The sequence below is a fragment of the Citrobacter pasteurii genome (assembly GCF_019047765.1).
GTDB classification, from domain to species: domain Bacteria; phylum Pseudomonadota; class Gammaproteobacteria; order Enterobacterales; family Enterobacteriaceae; genus Citrobacter; species Citrobacter pasteurii.
Window position 1 is genome coordinate 1,813,502 of record NZ_CP077262.1, and the last position, 21,193, is coordinate 1,834,694.

General features: G+C 54.8%; 12 protein-coding genes and 1 pseudogene. All 13 read left to right on the forward strand.

The window, feature by feature from the left end:
- Positions 1–8: 8 nt before the first annotated feature.
- The 13 genes and pseudogenes from tssC (at position 9) to I6L54_RS08835 (ending at position 21,192) form a co-directional block, all read left to right on the forward strand.
- Positions 9–1,556: a type VI secretion system contractile sheath large subunit gene (gene tssC, locus I6L54_RS08775; RefSeq protein WP_040231421.1), complete on the forward strand. Its 1,548-nt coding sequence runs from the start codon at positions 9–11 to the stop codon at positions 1,554–1,556.
- A gap of 16 nt (positions 1,557–1,572) precedes the next feature.
- On the forward strand, positions 1,573–2,913 hold the full coding sequence (gene tssK, locus I6L54_RS08780) for a type VI secretion system baseplate subunit TssK (RefSeq protein WP_040231420.1): 1,341 nt from the start codon (positions 1,573–1,575) through the stop codon (positions 2,911–2,913).
- Positions 2,910–3,599 carry a type VI secretion system protein TssL, short form gene (gene tssL, locus I6L54_RS08785; RefSeq protein ID WP_040231418.1) on the forward strand — a complete coding sequence of 230 codons (690 nt, stop codon included), beginning with the start codon at positions 2,910–2,912 and terminating at the stop codon, positions 3,597–3,599. Before tssK ends, tssL begins: the two co-directional genes overlap by 4 nt.
- Positions 3,596–5,305, forward strand: a complete 1,710-nt coding sequence (locus tag I6L54_RS08790) for an OmpA family protein (protein ID WP_040231416.1) — start codon at positions 3,596–3,598, stop codon at positions 5,303–5,305. Before tssL ends, I6L54_RS08790 begins: the two co-directional genes overlap by 4 nt.
- Positions 5,306–5,310: 5 nt before the next feature.
- Entirely contained in the window at positions 5,311–5,802 is a 492-nt protein-coding gene (gene hcp, locus I6L54_RS08795; protein WP_040231414.1) for a type VI secretion system effector Hcp, read from the forward strand.
- A gap of 177 nt (positions 5,803–5,979) precedes the next feature.
- Complete coding sequence (gene tssH / locus I6L54_RS08800; protein ID WP_040231413.1) at positions 5,980–8,643, forward strand: type VI secretion system ATPase TssH; 2,664 nt, start codon at positions 5,980–5,982, stop codon at positions 8,641–8,643.
- The gene (locus tag I6L54_RS08805) at positions 8,640–10,991 is read left to right on the forward strand and encodes a type VI secretion system Vgr family protein (protein WP_040231412.1); all 2,352 of its coding nucleotides are present in this window, start codon (positions 8,640–8,642) and stop codon (positions 10,989–10,991) included. Before tssH ends, I6L54_RS08805 begins: the two co-directional genes overlap by 4 nt.
- A gap of 14 nt (positions 10,992–11,005) precedes the next feature.
- Positions 11,006–13,201, forward strand: coding sequence for a M23 family metallopeptidase (locus I6L54_RS08810; protein ID WP_040231410.1), 2,196 nt, complete (start codon positions 11,006–11,008; stop codon positions 13,199–13,201).
- Positions 13,191–13,958, forward strand: a complete 768-nt coding sequence (locus tag I6L54_RS08815) for a LamG domain-containing protein (protein ID WP_040231408.1) — start codon at positions 13,191–13,193, stop codon at positions 13,956–13,958. Before I6L54_RS08810 ends, I6L54_RS08815 begins: the two co-directional genes overlap by 11 nt.
- A gap of 262 nt (positions 13,959–14,220) precedes the next feature.
- Positions 14,221–14,967: a hypothetical protein gene (locus I6L54_RS08820; protein WP_137378521.1), complete on the forward strand. Its 747-nt coding sequence runs from the start codon at positions 14,221–14,223 to the stop codon at positions 14,965–14,967.
- A gap of 31 nt (positions 14,968–14,998) precedes the next feature.
- Positions 14,999–16,207, forward strand: a complete 1,209-nt coding sequence (locus tag I6L54_RS08825; protein ID WP_040231403.1) for a KPHS_23130 family T6SS system protein — start codon at positions 14,999–15,001, stop codon at positions 16,205–16,207.
- 2 nt (positions 16,208–16,209) lie between these two features.
- The gene (locus I6L54_RS08830; protein ID WP_040231479.1) at positions 16,210–19,683 is read left to right on the forward strand and encodes an ImcF-related family protein; all 3,474 of its coding nucleotides are present in this window, start codon (positions 16,210–16,212) and stop codon (positions 19,681–19,683) included.
- Between the two features lie 4 nt (positions 19,684–19,687).
- Positions 19,688–21,192: pseudogene (locus I6L54_RS08835) on the forward strand (TssA family type VI secretion system protein).
- The last annotated feature ends 1 nt before the right edge of the window (position 21,193 follow it).

Sequence of the window (21,193 nt, forward strand, 5' to 3'; positions counted from 1 at the left end):
AAAGGAAGATGCTGATGTCTGTAAAAAATGAGAATGCGGCTGGTGGCGAAAGCGTGTTGCTGGAGCGTCCAGCGGCAGGTGGGGTTTATGCATCCCTGTTTGAAAAAATCAACCTGAACCCGGTATCCGAGTTGAGCGCGCTGGACATCTGGCAGGACGCACAGGCGATGTCGGATGCGACTGCGGATGAACGTTTAACGGCGGGGATGCAGGTGTTCCTGGAGTGTCTGACGAAAGCAGGCGCAAAAGTTGAAAAACTCGACAAAAACCTGATTGACTACCATATCGCGGAGCTGGACTACCAGATTAGCCGTCAACTGGATGCGGTCATGCATAGCGAAGAATTCCAGGCGGTGGAGAGCCTGTGGCGTGGTGTTAAGTCCCTGGTTGACAAAACCGATTTTCGCCAGAACGTGAAGGTTGAGCTGCTGGATATGTCCAAAGAAGACCTGCGTCAGGACTTCGAAGACAGCCCGGAAATCATCCAGAGTGGGCTGTATAAACATACATATATCGATGAGTATGATACACCGGGTGGAGAGTCGATTGCCGCGCTGATTTCTGCCTACGAGTTTGATGCGTCTGCGCAGGATGTTGCTCTGCTGCGCAACATTTCAAAAGTGTCTGCCGCAGCGCATATGCCGTTTATCGGCTCTGCCGGCCCGAAATTTTTTCTCAAGGATTCGATGGAGGAAGTGGCGGCCATCAAGGACATTGGTAACTACTTCGACCGTGCGGAGTACATCAAGTGGAAATCCTTCCGTGAGACGGACGATGCCCGTTATATCGGTCTGGTGATGCCGCGCGTGCTGGGTCGCCTGCCGTATGGCCCGGATACTGTGCCGGTTCGTAGCTTCAACTACGTGGAAGAAGTGAAAGGCCCCGATCACGATAAATACCTGTGGACCAACGCCTCGTTTGCCTTTGCATCCAACATGGTACGGAGCTTCATTAACAACGGCTGGTGTGTGCAAATCCGTGGCCCACAGGCCGGTGGTGCCGTTCAGGACCTGCCTATTCATCTGTATGACCTGGGTACCGGCAACCAGGTGAAGATCCCGTCAGAAGTGATGATCCCGGAAACCCGTGAGTTTGAGTTTGCGAACCTGGGATTTATTCCACTAAGTTATTATAAGAACAGAGATTATTCCTGTTTCTTCAGTGCCAACTCCACCCAGAAACCGGCGATTTACGATACCGCGGATGCCACGGCAAACAGCCGCATCAATGCCCGTCTGCCGTACATCTTCCTGCTGTCCCGTATTGCGCACTACCTGAAGCTTATCCAGCGTGAAAACATCGGCACCACCAAGGACCGCCGTTTGCTGGAGCTCGAGCTCAACACCTGGGTGAAAAGTCTGGTGACGGAAATGACCGATCCGGGCGACGAGCTGCAGGCGTCGCACCCGCTGCGCGATGCCAAAGTGGTGGTGGAAGATATCGAAGATAACCCGGGCTTCTTCCGTGTGAAGCTGTATGCGGTACCGCACTTCCAGGTGGAAGGCATGGACGTCAACCTGTCACTGGTTTCCCAGATGCCGAAGGCGAAATCCTAAGTAAGGCAGGAAGCCCATGAAAACGGAACAACCGTTATGGGGCAGAGGCCAGATGGTCTCGCCCCAGCACTTCCAGCAACAGGCCGCGTATGCGGCCTGGTCTGCGGAATGTATCGCCCGGCTGGGTCTTGCCCAGCCCTGGGGAATGATCGAGGCCACGTTTGAGCCGGATGCACTGAAGCTGGGCCGTCTGCAGGCCCGTCATCTGCATATCCGCTTCCCTGACGGGACGCTTATCGATACGGATAATGCGGACGACCTGCCACCGGTGCTGTCGCTTGAGAGCGAGTCGCAGGCCGTGACGGTGGTGCTCGCCCTGCCGCTGCTGCGGGCCAATGGTGGCAACTGCCTGAAGCCTGATGAAGTGGCTGAACGCCCGGTACGTTTCCGCCAGCGCTGGCGGGATGTCCGCAACCGCTTTGGTGAAGATACCCGCCAGATTGCGGTCATTCAGCCTGAACTGACGCTGCGCTTTGCCCATCAGAACAACAGCGATTACCTGACCTGTCCGGTTGCCCGCCTGCAGCAGGATTCTCAGGGCAACTGGGCACCCGATGAGGCCTTTCTTCCTCCTCTGTTAGCGCTGCAGGGCAGCCGCTGGCTGGTCACCCAACTGGACCAGCTGATGACGCAACTGCGCGCGCGTCTGATTCGTCTGATGGCCATGCGCCGTGAAAGCAATGAGCGGATGGCCGATTTTGCCGTGGCCGATGTGTCCCTGTTCTGGTTGCTCAATGCGCTGAACAGTGCTGAGCCGGTACTGGGGCAGTTCCAGCGTCACCCGCAAAGTCCGCCTGAGCGTCTGTATCCAGAGCTGGCACGGCTCGCGGGCAGCCTGCTGACCTTCTCGCTGGAGCACCAGGTCAGTGCCATTCCGGCCTGGCAGCATGAACAGCTGAATAACGTCTTCCCGCCGCTGTTTGATTTGCTGGGCGATCTGCTGGAAGCCAGTCTGCCGTCGCGGGTGGTGTCCATTGAACTGGATTACGATCCGCGTCTGCATTTCTGGCAGGCCCGTCTGCACGATCCGCGTCTGCGCGAAGGGGCCGATTATTACCTCTCCGTTCGTTCGCCGATGTCGGTGGCACAGCTGCAGGAGCAGTTCCCGCGCCAGTGCAAGGTCGGCAGTCCTGATCACGTTCGCAGTATCGTCAACTCCTCCCGCGTGGGGGTGCCGCTGACGCCACTGCGTCATGTGCCGGCCGCCATTCCGCTGCGCCTGGAAAATCAGTATTTCAGCCTCGATGTGACACACCCACTGGCCACCGAGATGCTGCAAAGCGGCAGCTGCATATTTTATGTCCCGGGGATGCTCGGCGAGCCTGAACTTGAACTCTTTGCGGTACTGAGAACATGAGTGAGCATAAACGCGGTACGGCCGCGTCCATCGATATTGATGACCTGCTGCAGGATACCTGGCTGCAGGTCATCAGCCTGCGCCACGGCCCGACGTTTCAGGACGGTGAGGGGCGGGTCCTGTGGGTGCGCTGTATTGCCGATGTGGAGCGGGTCCGGCAAGAGCTGAAAGCGCGTGAGCTGGACGAGGCGGGTTGTCAGCACATTCTTGCCGCGCAGTGTGCCCTGCTCGATGAGGCGGTGAAAGGTCGGGGCGTGGAGGATGACGCCTGCGTGCAGTGGTACAACATTCCGCTGCAGGGGCATTTCCTGGGGACCATGGATGCAGGCGATACGCTTTGCGATCGGATGCGTGATGTGCTGCGTGAACCCGCCCCCGATGCGGCAGTACTGACCTGTTTTCAGCGGGTGATGATGCTGGGGTTCCTCGGCAGCTACCGCTCTCTGAACGATCCGGCGCGGCAGTCCCTCGTCAGTGCGCTCAATGAACACGTCGCCCCCTTCAGCTATCCGCAGACCCACCCGGTACTGGCAGAAAGTCGTGCCGGACGGGGCATGGGGGGGGGGCTGGCCTCCTGGCCGGTGCGTATCGGCCTGAGCCTGCTCGTGGTGGTGGCGCTCTGGTGGGGGCTGGACTGCTGGCTTGACCAGACCCTGAAAGCCCTGTTGCCGGGAGCGGTGAAATGAGTCCTGCACAACAGCGTGGGCTGGCATTGTGGGCTGCGCTACTGAGTGCCGTGGTGTGCCTGGCGTTTCTGCCGTTCTCCCGGCTGGTCTCCATGCTTATCCTGCTGGCAACGCTAGGGGGTATCCTGGCGTGCTGGATTGTGGCAATCCGTCGCCAGAAGCAGGGCAATACTCTGAATCTGGATGACCTGCCTGACGCCACTTACCGCCAGCCGGTGGTGCTGGTCTGCGGCGATCTGCCACAGGCCTGGTCACAGCCGTCTCAGGTTCTGACCGTCACCCAGGGATGCTGGATCCGGGTGGAAGACCATCAGGACCTGGAGCAGGTGGCACGTCAGCTGTTATGGCTTCGTCCGGACTGGGGGCGTCAGCTGTCGGTGATGGTTAGCGTCTGCCCGCAGAAGCATGCGGACGTCGAGCGCCTTACCAGTCGCCTGCTGGCCCTGCGCTGGCAAATCAGCCAGCTGCGTAAGGAGAGTTGTCATTCCATCCCGCTGGTTCTGAACGGTCAGGCGGGCAGCGCCATGATGAACGACATGCTCTGGCAGGCGGCAATACCCGGGGAGGGAGTCAGCGTCTGGCGAGGATCGTCGGCGCCCTGCTCGGTTGCCAGTTGGGTCACCACCTGTGGTGCGATGGCGATGCAGCAACAGGTGCTGATGAACAGCCTGATGAGTTGGTTTCACCGCCACGTTAAATCCGTCTTTATGGATAAGGATCCGGATATCCCGGCCATTGTCCCGACCGCCGTACTGTGGGGAACAGGGCCCATTCTGGCCGGCAGCCTGGCCTCATCCCTCTGGACTGCCTCATTATCCCGCCACACCGCGATGCAACACGTCACCGGATGGCAGCCTGTCGGCACCGACAGCACGGTGATGTCACTGTTTCCGGACTTTGTTCTGCCGCTACTGCCAGAAGGCCAGGGGCTGACACCGCGGGGCAGAACGTTGCGTTGTGCTCTCGGGATGTTCACCCTGGCGACGATGGCGGCACTGCTCAGCAGTGGCTGGAACAATCATCAACTGCTGCAGCGTGTGGCCTTCGACATCGCCCACTATGACCGCATTTCGATGGATGATTACGACCTGAAGGCAGAGGCCGTGAAGGTGCTGCGTCAGGACGGCGCCTTGCTGGATAACTGGTCGCGTAACGGTGAACCGCTGAACATGAGTCTGGGACTGTATCAGGGCGGGCATCTGCGCATGCCGGTGCTGGAAGCGATCCGCTCGTATGTGCCTCCGCCGCCGCCGCCCAAACCGCAGCCGAAACCCAAACCGGTTCCGAAAATCGTTCGCCTCGACAGCATGTCGCTGTTCGATTCCGGTAAATCTGAACTGAAATCGGGCTCCACCAAAATGCTGGTGACCTCCCTGGTGGGCATCAAAGCCAAACCGGGCTGGCTGATTGTGGTCAGTGGTCACACCGATAACACCGGCAACCCCCAACTGAATCAGACGCTGTCCCTGAGGCGTGCCGAAGCGGTACGCAACTGGATGCGTGATACCGGTGATGTACCGGAAAGCTGTTTTGCGGTGCAGGGCTATGGCGCAAGTCGCCCGGTCGCAACGAACGACACTCCGGAAGGGCGCGCACTTAACCGTCGTGTCGAAATCAGTCTGGTTCCGCAGGCAGACGCCTGTCAGATACCGGGCAATCCCCAGGCGTCATCGGATGATGGCGCAGATAAAACTGTAATGGAGTAAATCACATGGCAATTCCTGTTTATCTTTGGCTGAAAGACGACGGCGGCGCGGACATCAAAGGGTCTGTGGACGTTCAGGATCGCGAAGGCAGCATCGAAGTGGTGGCACAGCAACACTGCCTGTACATCCCGACCGACAACAACACCGGCAAGCTGACCGGTACCCGTATCCACACCCCGTTCCTGTTCACCAAGGAGATCGACTCCTCCAGTCCGTACCTGTACAAGGCGGTGACCACCGGTCAGACCCTGAAGTCTGCGGAATTCAAGTGGTACAAAATCAACGACGCGGGTCAGGAAGTCGAGTACTTCAACACCAAGCTTGAGAACGTGAAAGTGGTGAAGGTGAATCCTGAAATGTACGACATCAAGGATCCGTCTAAAGAGAAGCACAACCACCTTGAGCGCATTGAACTGCGCTACGAAAAAATCACCTGGACCTACAAAGACGGCAACATCATTCATTCCGATTCCTGGAACGAACGCGCCACCGCGTAAGACCAGAAGCGGGCAGCGCATCCTGCCCGCTTTTTTGTTTTTGCTGAACGTCTGCCCGTGCGGGCGTTGAGCAAAGAACCCCACAAACTGCCAGCCTGACCGTATGCGCTTTGGTCCCCTTCCCGGGAAACAGCGATGGGCGGTAGCGTGTCCAGGAAACGACAAAGAGAGAAAGTCATGGAAAATCCAGCCATTCTGCTGCGACGTCTGAACCCTTACTGTGCCCGAGCGATGGAAGGGGCGGCTTCGCTCTGCCAGACCCGGGCGCATGCAGAAATTTTGCCTGAGCACTGGCTGCTGAAGCTGCTTGAGCAGGGTGAAGGTGACCTGACGGTGCTGGCCCGCCGTTATGAGTGGGATATCGATGCGCTGTGGCAGGACATGCTTGCCTGGCTGGATAATCAGCCCCGCTCAGTTCATCAGCGTCCACAGCTGTCCGCCAGCATTCAGACCCTCCTGCAGGAAGCCTGGATACTGGCATCCCTTGCCGGGGAAGAACAGATCCGCAGTGTCCATCTGCTGATGGCGCTGGTTGCTCAGCCAAAACTGGCGCGCTGCGATGGCCTGTGGCCATTGCTGACGCTGGGCCAGAGCCAGCTTGAGCGACTGCGTCCGTTGCTGGATACGCAGTCTGACGAGTGTCCGGCCAGGCAGCTGGGTGAAGAATTAGCGAAAAGCGATGCGGTTGAGTTCGTGGGTCGCCCGGTCAGCGTTTCTGAGGTCAAAGAAGGCGAGTTGTCGCCTGCGCTGCAGAACGCGCTGGATAAATTCACCCTCGATGTCACCGCCAAAGCGAAAGACGGCAAAATCGACCCGGTGTTTGGTCGTGATACCGAAATTCGCCAGATGGTGGACATCCTCTCCCGTCGCCGTAAAAACAACCCGCTCCTGGTTGGCGAGCCGGGTGTCGGAAAAACGGCCCTGGTGGAAGGGCTGGCGCAGCGCATTCATGAGGGCAACGTGCCGGAAAGCCTGAAAACAGTCGTTCTGCGTACCCTCGATCTCGGCCTCCTGCAGGCGGGCGCGGGCGTAAAGGGCGAGTTCGAACAGCGCCTGAAAAATGTCATCGATGCCGTGCAACAGTCGCCGGTGCCTGTCCTGCTGTTTATCGATGAAGCGCATACCATCATCGGCGCGGGGAATTCAGCCGGGGGTGCGGATGCGGCCAATCTGCTGAAACCGGCGCTGGCGCGTGGCGAACTGCGAACCATCGCGGCCACTACCTGGAGCGAGTACAAGCAGTATTTTGAGCGTGATGCGGCTCTGGAGCGTCGTTTCCAGATGGTAAAAGTGGATGAACCTGACGACGACACAGCCTGTCTGATGCTCAGAGGCCTGAAATCCCGCTACGCCGAACACCACGGCGTGCACATCACCGACGACGCAGTTCGTGCTGCCGTCACGCTTTCCCGCCGCTACCTGACCGGACGTCAGCTGCCGGATAAAGCCGTTGATCTGCTCGATACGGCCTCTGCCCGTGTGCGCATGAGTCTCGACACCGTGCCCGAAGCACTGACGCAGTATCGCGCGCAGCTCACCGCGCTGGACATTGAGAAGCAGGCGCTACTGGAAGATATCGCGCTGGGCAACCATCGTCACGGCGAACGCCTGGCAGCGATTGAACAGCAGCAAAACGACCTGATTGTCGAACTCGATGTGCTGGAAAGCCAGTATGGCCACGAGCTGAGCCTGACGGAACAGCTGCTTGAAGTGCGCCAGGATATCAGCCGACAGACCGATATCAACAATCTGCAGAATCAGCTCTCCGCGTTGCAGGGCAGCACGCCGCTGCTCTCTATGGATGTGGACACCCGCACTGTGGCCAACGTGATTGCCGACTGGACCGGCGTGCCGCTCTCCTCGCTGATGAAGGATGAGCAGACTGAACTGCTGACCCTGGAAGCTGAAATCGGTAAGCGCGTGGTGGGTCAGGACATGTCCCTGAATGCCATTGCCCAGCGTCTGCGCGCGGCGAAAACCGGTCTGACGTCTGAGAACGGCCCTCAGGGCGTGTTCCTTCTGGTCGGCCCGAGTGGTGTCGGTAAAACCGAGACCGCGCTGGCGCTGGCCGATGTGCTCTATGGTGGCGAGAAATCCCTTATCACCGTCAACCTGTCCGAATACCAGGAGCCGCACACCGTTTCCCAACTGAAGGGTTCCCCTCCGGGTTACGTCGGTTACGGCCAGGGTGGTATTCTGACCGAAGCGGTGCGCAAGCGTCCGTACAGCGTGGTGCTGCTCGATGAAGTGGAAAAAGCCCACCGTGACGTGATGAACCTGTTCTATCAGGTCTTCGACCGCGGCTTTATGCGCGACGGCGAGGGGCGTGAAATCGACTTCCGTAACACCGTCATCCTGATGACCTCTAACCTCGGCAGCGACCACCTCATGCAGTTGCTGGAGGAACAACCAGACGCCAGCGAAACCGACCTGCACGAACTGCTGCGTCCGATCCTGCGTGACCACTTCCAGCCCGCACTGCTGGCCCGTTTCCAGACGGTGATTTATCGCCCACTGGCAGAATCTGCCATGCGCACCATCGTGGAGATGAAGCTCAGTCAGGTGAGCCAGCGTCTGAAGCGTCACTACGGCCTGACCACGCAGATTGGTGACAGCCTGTATGACACGCTGACTGCTGCCTGCCTGTTACCCGATACTGGCGCGCGCAACGTTGACAGTCTGCTCAACCAGCAAATCCTGCCGGTGCTGAGTCAGCAGTTGCTGACCCATATGGCCGCCAAGCAGAAGCCCAAATTACTGACCCTGGAGTGGACCGACGATGAGGGCATTGTGCTGGAGTTTGATACCCCAGCCACTGAACCAGAAGGAACTGACGCATGAGCACGAATCTTAAAATCCGCTTCAGCCACAATCACCACCTGTTGGCGGTAAAAGGCTGTGAGTCCGGGCTGGACGTTCTGGCCTTTGAGGGGCACGAAGCCCTGAGCAAACCGTTCAGCTACCGTATTGAGTTTACCAGTGGCGATCATGCCATCAGCAAAGAAATGATGCTGATGAAAGCCGCTTCCCTGACGCTGCAGGCACCGGTGGATCAGGGCTACGGCATCAAGGTGCAACAGGCCGTTCGCGTTATTCAGGGGGTCGTCAGCGGTTTTGAACGTCTCAGTACCTCAAAAGATGAAACGCACTATGCCCTGACGCTGACCCCACGTCTGGCGTTGCTCAGCCGTTCACACCAGAACGCTATCTATCAGGACATGTCGGTGCCGCAGATTGTGGAAAAAATCCTGCGCGAGCGCCACAATATGCGCGGCCAGGATTTTCTGTTCTCACTGACTCAGGAGTATCCGCGCCGTGAGCAGGTCATGCAGTACGGTGAGAATGACCTGAAGTTCATCACCCGCCTGCTGGGCGAAGTGGGCATCTGGTTCCGCTTTACCACCGACACGCGCCTCAATATCGATGTGGTGGAATTTTACGACAGCCAGCAGGGCTATGAGAAAGGGCTGACCCTGCCATCGGTGCCGCCGTCCGGCCAGCACTCAAAAGGGGTGGACTCCGTCTGGGGCATGGAATGCCACCACGCTGTGGTGCAAAAGCAGGTCAGCACCCGCGATTACAACTACCGCACGGCAAACGAAGATATGAACACCCAGGTCGATGCGACCCGGGGGGACGCCACCACCTACGGTGATGCCTATCACTATGCCGACAATTACCTGACACCGGGCAGTAAATATGACCGTCATCCTGCACCGGAATCCGGGGCGTTCTATGCCCGTATTCGCCACGAACGTTACCTGAATGGTCAGACACAAACCCGCGCCATCACCAGCTGTCCGACGCTCTTTCCGGGGATGCTGTTAAAGGTCACCGGCGGCTATGAGGTGGCAGAGGTGTTTGCGCATGGTGTGGCCATCACGACGATGCACACTCACGCCCGTCGTGACGAAGATTTTGGTGTGAATTTTGAAGGTATCCCGGACAGCCCCGATTTTGGTTTTCGTCCTGAGCCCGGTGACCGCCCGGTGATGGCCGGCACACTACCGGCGCGCGTCACCAGTACCAAAGAGAACGATACCTACGGGCACATCGACCGTGATGGCCGCTACCGCGTCAACATGCTGTTCGACCGCGATAACTGGGAGACCGGTTTTGAAAGCCTGTGGGTGCGCCAGTCCCGCCCGTATGCCGGTGATACCTATGGTCTGCACCTGCCGCTGCTGGCAGGCACTGAAGTGGCCATCGGTTTTGAAGATGGCAACCCTGACCGGCCGTATATCTCTGGCGTGCTGCACGATTCGGCGCACGGCGACCACGTCACCATCCAGAACTACAAACGCAACGTCCTGCGTACCCCAAAAAACAACAAACTCCGCCTGGATGACTCGGAAAATCAGGAACATATCAAGCTCTCAACAGAGTATGGCGGCAAGAGCCAGCTGAACCTTGGCCATCTCGTGGACGCTGAGCGTCAGAAGCGTGGGGAAGGCTTTGAGCTCAGAAGCGACAGCTGGGGCGCGATACGTGCGCAGAAAGGGATATTCATTACGGCAGACGGCCAGGCGAAGGCGCAGGGCCAGGTGCTGGAGATGCAGCCAGCTGTCAGCAATCTGGACGATGCCCGGGAGCAGATGACGTCCATCTCAGAGGATGCGCAGAAAGCAACGGCGAATCCCGCTGACCTGCAGGCACAAATCAAACTGCTGGAGCAGCAATTAGCGGAGCTCAGGAAATCGGTGCTGCTGATGAGCGCGCCGGACGGCATCGCGCTGACCAGCGGAGAGCATCTGCAGCTCTCCGCCAGTCAGAACCTGATCGCCACAGCCGGTAAGAATGCGGACGTCAGCGTGGTGAAGAATTTGTTTGTGGGTGTTGGTAATGCGCTCAGCGTGTTTGTGCGTAAGCTCGGTATAAAGCTCATTGCTAATCAGGGACCAGTAAAAATTCAGGCGCAAAATGACCTGATGGAACTGGTCGCGCGCGGCGAGCTGAGCATTACCAGTACTGAGAATGAGATCCACATTACGGCAAATAAGCGCGTGGTGATCAATGGCGGCGGGAGCTACATCAACCTGGATGCCAACGGGATTGAATCCGCCACACTTGGTGAGTACAGGACCAGGGCCGGGCATTACGGCCGCAAAGATAAAGCCAACAATACCGCACAATTCCCGAGTGTCGCCCCTGAAACCACTGAACCGACCAACACCTTCAGCTTTTCCTGACAAGGAGTCCTAACATGATTATCAGCCCTCCGCTCCTGAAAGCGAAAGACGCGACTGAAACCGATGCGACGTGGATTGAAAGAGTAATGACTGTGGCTGAACGCCGCGGTTTTCCAACCAACGCACATGGTTCATGGCATGGTGGGATCCATATCCGACACACCGATGGCGGCAGGCCTGCAGAAAGCGTGCGGGCAATAGCCGATGGCTCAGTCGTGTCCTTGCGTCAAAGCTCGGGTATCGCTAAACGAGACCTGGCACCATTGAACCTCAATGCAGATAAGCCAGGTGTTAAAGGCAGCGATGACGGTTATGTGCTGCTGAAGCACGAAACGGAGATCGGCAGTGGTGACGAGGCGAAAGTGGTCTTTTATTCGCTTTACATGCACCTGAAGTCGCTTGAATCGACAGTGAAAGCCGGCGAGAAGGTGTACCGGAAAGATCCGCTCGGTACTTCCGGGATGGTTGATGCGGTGAATGCCTTCCATTTCCAGATATTCTGCGACGATGACAACATCAGCAAATTGACGGGCAGGAAGACCCGTGAGCTTGAAGTGTCGAAAGATGGCCGAACCGATGCCGTATACGGGGATATTCATTTTTATCTTCCATCCGGAACTAAATTTTACGACAAAGCCCCGGCACATAACGGCACGTCCACTGACGGGCTGACTGAGCGATGTATCAGCACTGTTCACCTGTATGCCAGTATGACCCTTGAGAAGGGAAGCTGCACCATGGTGACCCGACAGAAGGATGCTCAAATTGAAGGAAAATACCTCCTGGTGGGAGAACCTTTAGTTGATGCGGATGGAAAGGATTACGAGTACAACCTCTATAAAACCGCCATGGCCAAATACCAGGACAGCCCTAGCGCGGGATTTGAACTGCTTCGTTTTGGGCGGGTCATCAATACCGACCATGAGACTCTGGTGCCAGCAGATGCGCCACTGTGGATGACGGTCAATTATCCGGGCGGGCAAGGAGTGGTTAACCTCGCGGATCCGAATATCAAGAAGTTCAGTGACGCAGATTTTCCCCACTGGACTGGCTGGCAGCTGGTTGACGATGACACGGACTCCAATAGCCAGTGTAATTCCGCAGCGATTGCTGCACTGAATGAAAATGGCGACTATGACAATCAGTGCGGAAAATTGATATGTCATTTCCCGTTTGAGTGGGAAATAAGCACCGTAGATGCCCGGTTCTCATGGCTAAAGACCGGCAGTGATGAGCATGATCTGATGTCTGAAGAGAATTATGCGAGGTTTAAGGCTCACGCTGAATCGCTGTGCTTTGATTCTGGTTCTTTGGCATCGGGGCGTTTGTGGCACTTTGAGCCAAAGGCATTTATTCGGCAATTTAGAAAATGTGGCTGGCTTGATAGTGAAGTAATTGAAAAAATAATGGTGGCAAATACTAAGCCAACGGCAAAGTTGCAAATCAGTAAGATAAGTAAGAAGGTAACTGAATATTACGGTGATATAAATGCCATACTTAATAAATACAATCTTTATAGTGCCAATAGAAAATGTCATTTTCTTGGGCAGGGGGCTGTTGAATCCGGAAGTTTGCTGTCAATGCAGGAGGTTAGTCAGCAACAACTGATAGAGAACGGTGTCCACAAAGGTGGTGGAATTGTTGACCTATCAACCAAAAATGAAGCGGAGCTCGGGCATTGGTATGGAGAGTTGACAGAAGAAAAAGACGATTATTTTTCTGGTGAAAAATACAATTCAAAAGGGAATGTTATCACAGGGTCCTACAGCTGGATTAATGGGAATTGTGGTGATGTTGATGCCCAGAAATACAGAGGGCGTGGTTTTAAAATGCTCACTGGGCTCGATACTTATTCTAGCTATTGGGTATATCGAGGGTGGCTCTCAGTAAGTGACTTTGATCGATATTGGTGGGATGACCCTCAATACAAAAAGAAAAATGCAGCAAAAATGAAAAAACGTAGTCCTCAGATAGACTCACCACAAAAAATAACAGAAAGTAGTTATAATTGCATTGATACTGGCGGTTTCTTCATCGTTGGGTTTAAAGGTAAAACGGTGAAAATAATGGATGGGGATAAAAATGGCAAAGCAGATGATGATCAGGTTATTGAAAATGTTACCTCTGCAATAAATGGTGCTGACAAAGGTCTTGCAGAGAGAAAAATCTTTACGAAAAGAGCTAAGGAGGTGATTGGTGATGACGTTTAATAAAGCATTTTTAACTTCAATGATGTACTTTATGGCTACGTTTAGCTCTTGGGGGGCATATTACAATACCATTAAAGTTGATGGTTATATGATTGGTCTCAATAAAAATAACCAAGGGGTGGTTGATGTACATAGTGACGCCTCGAAAGTTTCCGCTTCATGTAAAATTAAAAATTGGAATGGCAAGTACTATTTAGGGGCTGGAATACTCTCTTTAACAAGCGATAAGGTTGGTGTGATTGTTGCTGGAAGCAATATGTTTTTAAAAACAAAGGAGTTGGAGGATTGTAATAACAAATCCGTAAATTTATATAGCGTAGATTATTTAGACCAAAAATTATCTACTCTTGTCGATGTTAATTTCGATAAAAAACTGATTCTCGCTTTAATTCCCATTGATGCCCAATCAGGAGCGCATCAAGCGATAATATCAAGTTTTGATGGGAAAAAGAATGTTATCTCTGGGAAAGGTTTTTGGAATCCACGTGTAAAGGATGTGAATATTTCGGATGATACATTTCCTGTAACCGATGACTTTTACATCGGGAAAATATCAGCTAATGGAATGTACGTTGCTCCTAACGATCTTGATTGTTCTGTAGATTCTTTTCCTGGTGTGTGGGATATAATCAAAAAAATGAAGGTGACATTCCCTGATGATAAAGATTATGCTGTGATTGACAGTAAATGCAAAAAGCTTTTTTCGGGTGATAAAACACTTGATGAGTTGGATGGGAAGCTTATCAATACGAAATGATGCTATTACAAATGGCTATTTATTATCAGGGCATCAATTTTCTTGTGAGTCATCAGTAATTGATCACAATCTTACTTTTTCAAGAGATGTAAGCTATGGATTATCAATCCTCAGTAAATTTACTCTTTTATATTTTCAGCAAGAAACAGCTAATCTTCACCATGAACATTTGGCCAATTCTCTGACCGATTAATTATCGTTAACAATCCATAGGTATCTGAATTGGATGGTGTTTTTTATTGGTCGTATTTGGGGATAGGGTATGAATGTTAAAAGTTTAGGTTTACTTTTATTCTTGGTTATTTCTTGGTCAACTTTTGCAGCAGGCAATCTGAAAAGATCATGTGGGGTACTTATCAACTCTGGAGGCGATACATTATTATTTTATGATAAGAATGGTGTTAAAGAATTCGAAACAGGAATGAAAGATAAACGGTTAATGTCGAAAAAATACTCATGCGCATGTATGTCTTATAAATCTGAGAATGAAGAATACATTCGCGGGATAACAAAAGTTGAATTTGTGAATGAAAAAACTTGCTCAAGACAGAAAGAAATAGGTGAAATTTACTTTTCAAAAATTGACAGGGCTGGATATGGTATGCCTCCAGCAGGTATAGATAATGACAAAAGCAATAAATTATATTTGGGTTATGATTATCCCCCCCGCTTAGAAAATAAATTTTTCTTCTACAAGGGAGATGTAACCATTATTTATACATTTGAAAAGAATGGGGTTGCATTTGCGAAATTTGGCGTTTGTTCACTTGATGGTAAAACAATGAAATGCCGAAGATATTTTGAGTCAGGCATTGAGAAAGGCCGTCTTAATGAAGAGATTAATTATGTTTACATAAAAGGGAACTATGTAGAGGAAGGCGTTCATGTGATTTATGATCGGAATGGTGATGTGGCATTTATTGAAATTAAAAATAGAGATTTTAAAAAAGATAAGGTGCTCTTTGATAGATACCCCGAGAAAACCAAACGATCTTTCTATTTTAGTTGATTTTTATAAATATTGAGATATGAGAGTTTGAATGCCGTATTCCCTTAAGCATCTTCCTGAACGTTACCCTCGACCAGCCCCACCAAAGACATTCCGGTGGTTTGCTGTTCTGGCGTTAATGCTGGTCATTAGTGTGATCCTCATGCGTATATTTGGACGCTACATCGATAACAGGCACTTCTGGTTAATTGCTATTGGCACACCCATAGCTGCATGGACTGTGAGTTTCGTTATTCGAATGTGGGTCTGGTCATTACAGGACAGTAAAGCGAATGGTTTTGACAGACGTCGGGAACAATGGATTCTACGCGAAACCCAAAGGGCACGGCGCGCGCTTCAGATACTGAACACAACCTTTATAACTGCACATACCGAAATGGATAAGGATATCGCCGCTGCCGCGATGTTGAACAATCAAAGCATCATCGCCTCCCAGGCTGACTGGAAGGGAGAAAAAAGTAAAAGGGTGAGCCGCATTGTAGTAGAGCCTGAGGATACACCTGAGTCGCTTATCTCACGCCTGTTTTCAGAATTGATTACCGGTCTGCCTGTTGATCAGTTCCCGGAACATGCCTCACTGGTTGTTGTTCTTGATATTTCATCATCAGTGTCGCTCGGTGCTGTTCGTGATATCTGGCAGCAGGAATGGCAGGAAAGTGGCATAGCGTGCGCTGTTGAGTATCTCGACGGTTCAGGTTCCGGCGTCATTGATAGCTGGATGAATAATCGTTTTAAAGAGTCTGCAATGCTGCTTATCGTATCACTGCAGATTGCACCAGTGGTTTCAAATAACTCTGCTGAAGCGGCAGTGGTCATTCTTCTCGGCAATCGCCTGACACAGGAGGCTCTCGAGCCTGTTGCACTGCTGCATAGGCCGGACCCCGCCCCACCAGGAGGGCTGGATGCTGGGATGCGAATGGCCGCCTATAACGTCCCGCTCAAAGAAAATATCGTAAAACACCTGTGGCTTGCCGGATTAACGAAAGAGCAACGCGCAGAAGTGGTCGAGAGCCAGAACAAGCATCCTGCTCAGTCCGTTGAAGACGACGCTGTAGCAAACCTTGACGTATCAATGGGACATGCAGGTGCAGCCGCTCCCTGGCTGGCCATCGCGGCAGCCACAGAAATTGCCCGGCAAACTCAATTACCGCAGATGATCATCAGCGGTGACACCACACAGGATGTGCTGTGGAGCACCCTCGTTACCCCGATTGCTTCCCGACAGGAGATGGACGCGTGAGGCTGAAAGCTTTATTACCGAAAACAACGGAAGGTCGCTACCTTGCTGTCGCCGTGTTCTTCTTAGTCCTGCTGGCGGCCATGACATTTATCATCTGGAAACACCCGGACATGGCAGGTCTTCACCCTGGCAGCGAGCAACAGACTTACTGGCTGATTGCCGGAGGCTGTGTCACAGGATGTGCATTGCTTGCTTCACTGTTGCTTTTGGTCGCAGTTCGCAGTGCCGGGAAGGCTGAATTTGATGACCTGGTGGATGGCACAAACGGCGATGATGAAAAAAAGAAAAGAGAAACTGAGAAGGTTGCTGTTCATCCGGCCGTAGCGATGTGCAACGCTCTTCGCCGCCATTTGCATTCACGTTTTGGCCTTTTCTGGCGCCGTAAGGTCCGCCTGTTGCTGGTCACGGGTAACGAAGAAGCCATTGAGCAACTGGTCCCCGGCCTGCAGGAAAATCAGTGGCTGGAGGGGAACCGCACGGTGCTGATTTATGGTGGCAGTCTGACCGCCGAACACGACAAAGAAAAATATACCGCCCTGCGCAAACTGCGCCGGGGCCGCCCTCTGGACGGTATTGTCCGGGTACTGCCACAGACGCTGAATCTCACGCCACAAATCAGTGACAACGACCTGCGTGGGCTGGAAAAAATCAGCGAGCTGTTGCGCTATTCGGCTCCCGTCTGGATATGGAAGCTGTGCGACAGTGACTGGTCGCAAATGAACCGCACCGAACAGGCCGTGGGGGCGTCGTTCCCGCTGCGTGCCAGGACTGACGATGTGACCCATCAGCTGGAGTCGATGCTCTCCGGGCTAAGGGTACAGGGCGTGAGTCAGATTGCTCAACACCGGCAAAACGACTTTCTGCTGCGTCTGGGCCAGTCCCTGAAGGCTGATGGTATCCGTCGCTGGGCAGAGCAACTGGCCCCCTGGATGTATACCACTCAGCAACGCATCCCGTTACGTGGCCTGATGTTTAGTCTGCCACAGAGCCAGCCTGCAGAAGACCCGGAGGGAGCCACACCGGTGACTGCCGGAGAAGAGAAGTACATTCCGGCATCACAGCGCCATGCCCTGACGCTGCCAGCCACCTGGCAGGGGATTGTGGACGACTGTACCCGGGTACGCGGTCGCCGGGTCGGGATGGCCTGGGAGCAGACGCTGGCCTGGTCGCTGATGGCTGTCATCGGCGTTTGGGGTGCGGGAACGCTGCTGTCGTTTGCGGTAAACCGCCTGCAGATTGTGTCTGTTGCTGAACAGGCTCATGCCCTGGTGGAACACCCTTCCGTTTCTGATTATCAGCTGACCGCTCTGCATACCCTGCGTAACCATGCGGGCCGCCTGAAGCATAACATCAGCGAAGGTTCGCCGTGGTACCAGCGTTTTGGCCTCGACCATAATCAGCCATTACTCAATGCCATGCTGCCGTGGTACGGCATAGCGAATAACCGCCTTATTCTGGACCCGGCGAACCAGGCTCTGCAGCAGAAGCTCAGTGCGCTCGCAAACTCGGCACCGAACAGTGACCAGCGCGCGCAACTGGCAAAGCCGGGGTATGGCCAGCTCAAGGCCTGGCTGATGATGTCACGTCTGGATAAGGTTGACGGCGTGTTCTATGCCGAAACGATGAAATCCGTGCAGCCGACCCGTACCGGGATTTCCACCGGATTGTGGCAGAGCCTGTCACCGGATTTGTGGGCCTTCTATCTCTACGAACTGCCGAAACAGCCGCAGTGGAAAATCACCCCGGACGCGCAGCTGGTCAGCCAGAGCCGTCAGGTGCTGCTCCAGCAGATTGGCCGCCGTAACGCTGAAAGCACGCTGTATGAAAACATGCTGAAATCCGTTCGCCGCAACTTTGGGGATGTAACACTTGAAGACATGACCAGCGGCACCGATGCCCGCCGTCTTTTCACCACTGAAGAAGTGGTGCCTGGCATGTTCACCCGCCAGGCCTGGGAAGGTGGCATTCAGCAGGCGATTGAGAAAGCAGCAACTTCCCGCCGGGATGAAATCGACTGGGTGCTGAGTGACAGTCATAAGGCCGTGTCTGCTGACCTGTCGCCGGAAGCCCTGAAAGCGCGTCTGACGCAACGCTATTTCACCGACTTTGCCGACAGTTGGCTGAGTTTCCTCAACAACCTGCGGCTTAATCCGGCGAACAATATCGCGGATGTTACCGACCAGCTCACCCTGATGAGCGATGTGCGCCAGTCCCCGCTGATTGCGCTGATGAACACCATTGCCTGGCAGGGGCAGACCGGCCAGAAAAGTGAAGGGCTGTCCGACTCCATCATCAGGTCAGCCAAAGACCTGGTGGGCGGAAGTGAGAAGCCTGCCATTGACCAGACGGCATCCGGTCAACAGGGGCCGATGGATGAAACCTTTGGTCCGCTGCTGACCCTGATGGGCAAAAACACCGGCAGCAACGTGATGTCGGCTGATACATCGCTCAGCCTGCAGACTTATCTGACGCGCATTACCCGTGTTCGCCTGCGTCTGCAGCAGGTCGCCAGCGCCTCTGACCCGCAGGAGATGATGCAGACCCTGGCCCAGACGGTGTTCCAGGGCAAAAGTGTCGACCTGACCGATACTCAGCAGTACGGTAGCCTGATTTCTGCCAGCCTCGGTGAAGAATGGAGTGGCTTTGGCAGCACGATGTTCGTGCAGCCGCTGACCCAGGCCTGGGAAACGGTTCTGCAACCGTCTGCGGCGAGCCTCAATGACAAGTGGAGTCGTTCAGTGGTGGCCAACTGGCACACGGCCTTTGATGGTCGCTATCCGTTTGCCGCCAGTAAAAGCGAAGCCTCGTTGCCGATGATCGCCGAATTTTTACGTAAGGACAGCGGACGTATTGAGCGCTTCCTGACCACGGAGCTCAGTGGGGTGCTGCACAAAGAGGGTAGTCAATGGGTGCCGGATAAAGTGAACAGCCAGGGACTGACTTTTAACCCTGCGTTCCTCAAAGCCATCAACCAGCTGAGTCAGCTGTCGGATATTCTGTTTACCGACGGCAGCCAGGGCATCAGTTTCGAACTGCAGGCCCGGCCTGTGCCGCAGGTGGTGGAAACCCAACTGACCATTGACGGCCAGCAGCTGCACTACTTTAACCAGATGACCGACTGGCAGACCTTCCGCTGGCCGGGCGAGACCTATAAACCGGGCACCATGCTGACCTGGACCTCAACCAGCGCTGGTGCGCGGCTGTTCGGGGATTACAGCGGGACCTGGGGCTTCATCCGCTGGCTGGAACAGGGTAAACGTCAGCAACTTGACCGCAGTCAGTGGATGATGAGCTTTACTGCACCAGACGGTCGCACACTGCAGTGGGTGCTGCGTTCCCAACTGGGCAAAGGCCCGCTGGCGTTGCTTGATCTTCGGGGATTCACCTTACCGGACCAGATTTTCAGTGTGGACAGCGCCGCCACGGCGCAGGCACTGATGAGTTCAGGAAACAGTGACATGGACGGAGTGGAATAACACAATGAGCGCACTGCAAAACCTTGTGACGGCCTGTCAGGCTGATGAAACCCAACTGAAGCAACAGGCACAGGCGCGAACGGAAAGCTGGCATCACTGGACTGCCCCCGTCAGCGACAGTCAACCAACCGGTGAAGATCCCGGATACGACGATGATTTCCAGCGCATCCGGGAAGAGGTCAATAAACTCTCCGGCATCGATACTGCACTGATTTGCCAACTGGCGGAAAAGCTTCTCACCACCACGGCCCAGGACATTCGTGTTGCCACCTATTACTGCTGGGCGCGGCTGCATCAGGAGGGTGAGTCCGGGTTCGCCGAAGGGCTGGAGCTGCTGGCCGGGATGCTGCAACACTTTGGCACGCAGCTGTATCCGCAGCGCGACCGAAGTCGTAAGGCCGCCCTGGAGTGGCTGGCGGGCTCCCGCGTGCTCGACAGCCTGTCGCTGTATCCGGAAGCCTCCCGGCCAGAGCTGAATGCGCTTTACAGCGCACTGGGATCCTGTCTGATAAAAGCTGGCGGCGTGGATGCGGTTGTCCCGCAGCACGCCAGCAGCACGCCAGCATCCGCACCTGACACGACAGGGAGCACGGCTCCCGTGCTGACCCGCATCACGTCCGGGCAGGATCTGCTGGCACAGGCCCGCACGCTGACGGGCTACCTGCGTGAACAGCCTGATGGCTGGCTTGCCGCCCACCGGCTGATGAAAAGCCTGCGTCATGACACGCTGGGGGCGATCCCGGCTCCGGACGCGGAAGGGAAAACGTGCATCGAACCGCCGCGCGCCGATCAACGGGCCATGCTCAAGCGCCTGTATCTGCAGAAAAGCTGGTCAGAAATGCTGGAACAGGCAGACAGTGCCTTTTCCCGTGGTGCCAACCATCTCTGGCTGGATCTGCAATGGTATTCAAATCCGGGCAGAACGTCCTCGCAGAGATTATCGTGGCCGACCTGAAAGGGCTGCTTCGTCGTCTCACCGGGCTGGAAACCCTGGCCTTTAATGACGGGACGCCGTTTGCCGATGAAGTCACGCTGAACTGGATAAACGAAAGCGTGCTGGACGATATGCCGGGCTGGAAAGATGAGCCCGTCACCGCCGTCAGTGCCATGGACAACGATATTCTGGCCCTGGAGCCGGAAGCGCTGGAGAAAGCGGACAGTGAAGGCCTTGATGTCACACTGCAGTGGCTTCAGACCCGCCCGGGTACAGACAGCATCCGTGATAAATGGCTGCTGCGCCTGCTGATGGCCCGCGTGGCCGAGCAGAAGGGGAAGAATGAACTGGCCCTGCATCTGCTGGGTGAACTCGATGGGGCTGCACAGTCCATCACCCTGACACAGTGGACGCCTGAGTTGCTGTTTGAGGTCAAATCACGTCGCCTCCGGCTGCTGCGTATGAAAGCCACCCGCAGTGAAACCGACAAATCACGACTACTGCCGGAGATGGATCTGCTTCTGGCGGGTCTTATTGCGCTCGACCCGGCAAGCAGCGCGGTACTGTGCGGATAAT

Excerpts from the sequence above, each read along its gene's own strand:
- tssK (WP_040231420.1), top strand. The coding sequence starts at position 1,573 with ATGAAAACGGAACAACCGTTATGGGGCAGAGGCCAGATGGTCTCGCCC.
- I6L54_RS08805 (WP_040231412.1), top strand. The coding sequence starts at position 8,640 with ATGAGCACGAATCTTAAAATCCGCTTCAGCCACAATCACCACCTGTTG.
- tssL (WP_040231418.1), top strand. The coding sequence starts at position 2,910 with ATGAGTGAGCATAAACGCGGTACGGCCGCGTCCATCGATATTGATGAC.
- I6L54_RS08790 (WP_040231416.1), top strand. The coding sequence starts at position 3,596 with ATGAGTCCTGCACAACAGCGTGGGCTGGCATTGTGGGCTGCGCTACTG.
- tssC (WP_040231421.1), top strand. The coding sequence starts at position 9 with ATGCTGATGTCTGTAAAAAATGAGAATGCGGCTGGTGGCGAAAGCGTG.
- tssH (WP_040231413.1), top strand. The coding sequence starts at position 5,980 with ATGGAAAATCCAGCCATTCTGCTGCGACGTCTGAACCCTTACTGTGCC.
- I6L54_RS08820 (WP_137378521.1), top strand. The coding sequence starts at position 14,221 with ATGAATGTTAAAAGTTTAGGTTTACTTTTATTCTTGGTTATTTCTTGG.
- hcp (WP_040231414.1), top strand. The coding sequence starts at position 5,311 with ATGGCAATTCCTGTTTATCTTTGGCTGAAAGACGACGGCGGCGCGGAC.
- I6L54_RS08815 (WP_040231408.1), top strand. The coding sequence starts at position 13,191 with ATGACGTTTAATAAAGCATTTTTAACTTCAATGATGTACTTTATGGCT.
- I6L54_RS08825 (WP_040231403.1), top strand. The coding sequence starts at position 14,999 with ATGCCGTATTCCCTTAAGCATCTTCCTGAACGTTACCCTCGACCAGCC.
- I6L54_RS08810 (WP_040231410.1), top strand. The coding sequence starts at position 11,006 with ATGATTATCAGCCCTCCGCTCCTGAAAGCGAAAGACGCGACTGAAACC.